Raw genomic sequence first — 1,399 nt, forward strand, 5'->3', positions numbered from 1 at the left:
TGTCCTGTCCTGAAATAAGTTGACAAAACACCACGGTAAACTTATGTCAGAATCGAAACATGTGGGTTGTATCCGTTACAGCCATGAATTAAAATTAGAAATAACAAAACGTTACTTGTCAGAACAGACGAGTGTACGTAAGTTATCAGAAGAGTACGGGATCAGTTTTGAAGCTGTACGACGTACTGTAATTAAATATAAACCAGAAGCTTTGCGCTTATTTTTCCGCAATGATATATCTTTGACCCGTATGAAAAAGGAAAAAGACACTAAATCATTGGAGAAAGAAGTCCTTCGTTTACGGGAAGAACTCAAACTGGCTAACATCAAAGCTGAGGGTTATGAACATATGCTTCATTTGGCAAGTGAAGAATATGGAGAGGATCTGTTAAAAAAAGCCGTAGCCAAACAGTCGGAAATCTTAAAAGGAAATATCCCCAAGTAACCCTGGATAACCTTTGCCGGTTGTTTGGCTATACACGTCAGGCTTATCACAAACAGTTGAACGTGCAGATGAAAAAAAGATTCTCAGAGGAATGTATTCTTGATACAATCCAGGGCGAAAGGGAATTGTTACCACGGATAGGAACACGTAAACTATACCATTTACTTCATTACAAAGGGATAAATATAGGACGTGATAAACTGTACAAATTATTGCGTGACAATGATTTGCTGGTTCGTCCATCCAAGCGGATTGTCATCCGTACGACTCAGGCTAGTAGCCGGGCTTATCTTTTTCGTAATCTGTTAAAGGAATGCTTTATAGACTGGCCTAACCAGGTTTGGGTAGCTGATATTACCTATATAAGATTACAAGAAGGATTTGCGTATTTGTCATTGATAACAGATGCTTTTTCACGTAAAATTATTGGGTATTGCCTACATTCGTCTTTGGATACAGAAGGATGCATTAATGCTTTGAATATGGCAATGACAACACTTTCATGGTCTGAACTTAACGGCATTATACATCACTCAGACCGGGGATGTCAATATTGTAGTAAAGAATATGTAAAGATACTCAGGACTGCCAAAATGAGAGTCAGCGTAACTCAAAACGGGGATCCTTATGAGAATGCTTTAGCTGAAAGAATCAATGGTATACTTAAAACTGAATGGATCAATCAAGAAACATTCCTGAATCTGGAGCATGCTAAAGAACGGATTGAGCAGATTGTGAAGCTATATAATACGCGTAGGCTGCACAGTGCTCATTCATATAAAACTCCTGAAGAAATACATCAGAAGTTTTATCGATCCGCAAAAAAAGCTACTAAAAGAGCTGCAGGAAACTCTTTTAGTGCTAAATTTGTAAACTTATAACAGGACGGAGTTTTTTAGTCCTTTTTGAAACTTATTTTTTTTCAAGACTGTCAACTTATTTCAGGACAGGACA

At 37.7% G+C, this 1,399-nt stretch carries 2 protein-coding genes; both read left to right on the forward strand.

What is annotated here, in order from left to right:
• Positions 1–43 precede the first annotated feature (43 nt).
• The gene (locus tag DWX23_RS24735; RefSeq protein ID WP_122376455.1) at positions 44–445 is read left to right on the forward strand and encodes a transposase; all 402 of its coding nucleotides are present in this window, start codon (positions 44–46) and stop codon (positions 443–445) included.
• A gap of 20 nt (positions 446–465) precedes the next feature.
• Positions 466–1,326, forward strand: a complete 861-nt coding sequence (locus tag DWX23_RS24740) for an IS3 family transposase (protein WP_158607121.1) — start codon at positions 466–468, stop codon at positions 1,324–1,326.
• The last annotated feature ends 73 nt before the right edge of the window (positions 1,327–1,399 follow it).

The organism is Parabacteroides sp. AF18-52 (assembly GCF_003479145.1).
GTDB classification, from domain to species: domain Bacteria; phylum Bacteroidota; class Bacteroidia; order Bacteroidales; family Tannerellaceae; genus Parabacteroides; species Parabacteroides faecis.